Source organism: Microbacterium sp. 71-23 (assembly GCF_001897265.1).
GTDB lineage: Bacteria > Actinomycetota > Actinomycetes > Actinomycetales > Microbacteriaceae > Microbacterium > Microbacterium ginsengisoli.
Genome location: NZ_MKSL01000006.1, coordinates 1 through 3350, shown reverse-complemented (window position 1 = coordinate 3350; position 3350 = coordinate 1). Strand labels below are relative to the sequence as shown.

2 protein-coding genes are annotated in these 3350 nt (G+C 73.6%); both read left to right on the top strand.

The features are described 5' to 3' along the window. A partial coding sequence (locus BGO15_RS00080; protein WP_286746444.1) for a GH36 C-terminal domain-containing protein occupies nucleotides 1-469 on the top strand: 469 nt, incomplete at its 5' end. Nucleotide 470: 1 nt separating this feature from the next. Further along, the coding region (locus BGO15_RS00075) for an alpha-mannosidase (RefSeq protein ID WP_286746441.1) at nucleotides 471-3350 on the top strand (2880 nt) is incomplete at its 3' end.

The window sequence follows — 3350 nt, the reverse complement described above, 5'->3', positions numbered from 1 at the left end:
CGCGGCGCTGTCGGACGAGGAGTTCGGCACGACGCTGCGTGCCGCGATGCTGCACCGCTTCGGTGTCTCGCTGCGGCTCCCCGAGCTCAGCGACCGGCAGCGCGAGATCCTCGACGCGCATGTCCGCGCCTACACCGAGCACGTCGCGCCCCTCGTGCGTGCGGGCACGCTCCGCCCGCTCACCGCGCAGCCGCGGCGGCGCGGACGCGGCGAGCGCTCCCCCGCCTTCCAGCTCTCCGACGGCCGCCGCCTCATCGTGGCCGCGTTCCGCCTCGACGGCGACGAGCCGGACGCGGTCGCGCACCCCGTAGGCCTCGATGCGGATGCGCGATACCGTGTGCGCGACCTGATCTCCGGCGCGGCGTATGTGACGACCGGGGCGGAGCTCAGCGCGTCGGGCATTGCGGCGCCCGCACGCGAGGGCCGCTTCTCCTCCCTCCTTCTCTCCATCGATCCCGAAGAGGACTGACGTGCACGACGACACCGCCCTGCTCTCGGCCCGCCTGGACCGCTTCCTGCGCGACCGGCTCGAGCCCGCGCTGCACCGCGACGCGGTCCCCCTCGACGTCACCGCCTGGCACGTGCCCGACGAGCCGGTCCCGTTCGACGAGGCCGCCGGCCAGAGCTTCGAGCCCTTCCCGGTCGGGACGCGCTGGGGTGCGCCCTGGTCGACGACGTGGTTCCGGGTGACCGGCGAGGTCCCGGCGGCCTGGCAGGACGGCGCGCCCGAGGGCACGCGCGTCGAGGTGCTCGTGGACTTCGGCTACGACCCCGCCACCCCCGGCTTCCAGGCCGAGGCCCTCGCCTACCGCCCGGACGGCACCCCGGTGAAGTCGCTGCATCCGCGCAACGCGTACGTGCCATGGCGCCCGGAGCGCGACGGCGCGCACGTGGATCTGCTGCTGGAGGCCGCGGCCAATCCGGATGTCGCCGGCGGCTACTCCTTCGCGCCGAGTCCGTACGGCGCGAAGGAGACGGCGCCCACGGATCCGCTCTACCGGCTCACCCGCCTCGACCTGACGCTGCTCGACGTCCCGGTGTGGGAGCTCGTGCAGGACGTCATCACCCTGCGCGGACTCGCCCACGAGCTGCCCGCCGAATCGCAGCGGCGGCACGAGATCCTCCGGGCGCTCGAGGACGCGCTGGACGCCGTCGACCCCGACGACGTGTCCGGCACCGCGCAGGCGGGGCGCGAGGCCCTCGCCCCCGCGCTCGCGCGACCGGCGTCCGCCAGCGCCCACCGGATCCTGGCCACCGGCCATGCCCACATCGACTCGGCGTGGCTGTGGCCGCTGCGCGAGACGGTGCGCAAGTGCGCGCGCACCTTCACGAACGTGATGACGCTCATGGACGAGCATCCGGATCTCGTGTTCGCGTGCTCGTCGGCGCAGCAGTACCTGTGGATGAAGGAGCACCACCCGCGCGTGTTCGCGCGCATCCGGCAGAAGGTCGCCGAGGGGCGCTTCGTCCCGGTGGGCGGCATGTGGGTGGAGTCGGACACGAACATGCCCGGGTCCGAGGCGATGGCGCGGCAGTTCGTCGCGGGCAAGCGCTTCTTCCTCGAGGAGTTCGGCGTGGAGTGCGAGGAGACGTGGCTCCCCGACTCCTTCGGCTACTCCGCCGGACTCCCCCAGATCGCCCTGGCCGCGGGGAACCGCTGGTTCCTCACGCAGAAGATCTCGTGGAACCAGACGAACCGGATGCCGCACCACACGTTCCGATGGGAGGGCATCGACGGCTCGCGGGTGTTCACGCACTTCCCGCCGGCCGACACGTACAACTCCGACCTCTCGGCCGCCGACCTCGCGCGCGCCGAGCGGCAGTTCGCCGAGAAGGGGCGTGCGACGCGCTCGCTCGTGCCGTTCGGCTGGGGCGACGGCGGCGGCGGCCCGACGCGCGAGATGATCGCGCAGGCGCACCGCACCGCGGACCTGGAAGGCTCGCCGACGGTCGAGATCGGCTCCCCGCGGCAGTTCTTCGCCGCGGCCGAAGCCGAGTACCCCGACGCCCCGGTGTGGTCGGGCGAGATGTACCTGGAGCTGCACCGCGGCGTCCTCACCTCGCAGGCGCGCACCAAGCGGGGCAACCGCCGCAACGAGGGCCTGCTGCGCGAGGCGGAGCTGTGGTCGACGACCGCCGCCGTGCGCACCGGGTCGTCCTACCCGCGCGCGGAGCTCGAAGACGCGTGGCACACGGTGCTGCTCCTGCAGTTCCACGACATCCTCCCCGGATCCTCGATCGCGTGGGTGCACCGCGAGGCGGAGCGCCGGCACGACGAGGTCACCGCGACGCTGCAGCGAATCATCGACCGCGCGCTCGAAGCGCTCGCGGGCGAAGGGGACGCGGCGATCTCGGTGAACGCCAGCCCCTTCGCCCGGGACGGCGTCCCCGCCCTCGGCGGCGGCACGGCGGTCGCCGCAGCGGCGCCGGTGTCGGTGAGCACGCCGACCGCCGGCGAACCCGCGGGCGACGTCCTCGACAACGGCCTCGTGCGCGTCGTGGTGGACCAGGGCGGCCGGATCGCGTCGCTGCGCAGCCACGCCGACGGCCGGGAGGCCATCCCCGCCGGATCCCCCGCCGCGGCCCTCCGCCTCCACCGCGACCTCCCGAACCTGTGGGACGCATGGGATCTCGACGCGCACTACCTGCGCACGGTCACCGAGCTCGACGAGGCGGACGAGCGCTCGATCGAGCACGGCGACGACGGCAGCGCGACGGTGGTGACCGTCCGCCGCCTCGGCGTCGACCGCGACGAGCCCACCGTCATCGAGCAGCGGGTCACGCTGCGGCCGGGCGCCGATGCGGTGGACGTGACGTTCGACATCGACTGGCACGAGCGGGAGAAGATCCTCAAGCTCGCCGTCCCGCTCGACGTGCACGCCGACCGCATCGCCGCCGAGACCCAGTTCGGGCACCTGTTCCGCGCCACCCACGTCAACACGAGCTGGGATGCCGCACGATTCGAGGCCTGCCAGCACCGGTTCGCGTTCCTCGGCGAGCCCGGGTACGGCGTCGCGATCGCCAACGACGCGACGTACGGCTACGACGTCGGCCGCGCGACCCGCGCCGACGGCGGCACCACGACGACCGTGCGCTTCAGCCTGCTGCGCGCGCCGCTGTTCCCCGATCCGGACGCCGACCAGGGACACCACCGCCTCGGGTTCCGGCTGCGGCCCGGCTCGACGATCGCCGACGCCGTGCGGCTCGGATACCAGCTGCAGAGCCCGTCGCGCGCGCTGACCGGGGCGGGCGACATCCGCCCCCTCGTCTCGTCGAGCAACCCGGCGGTCGTCGTCGAGACCGTGAAGCCCGCCGAGGACGGCAGCGGCGACGTCGTCGTACGGCTGTAC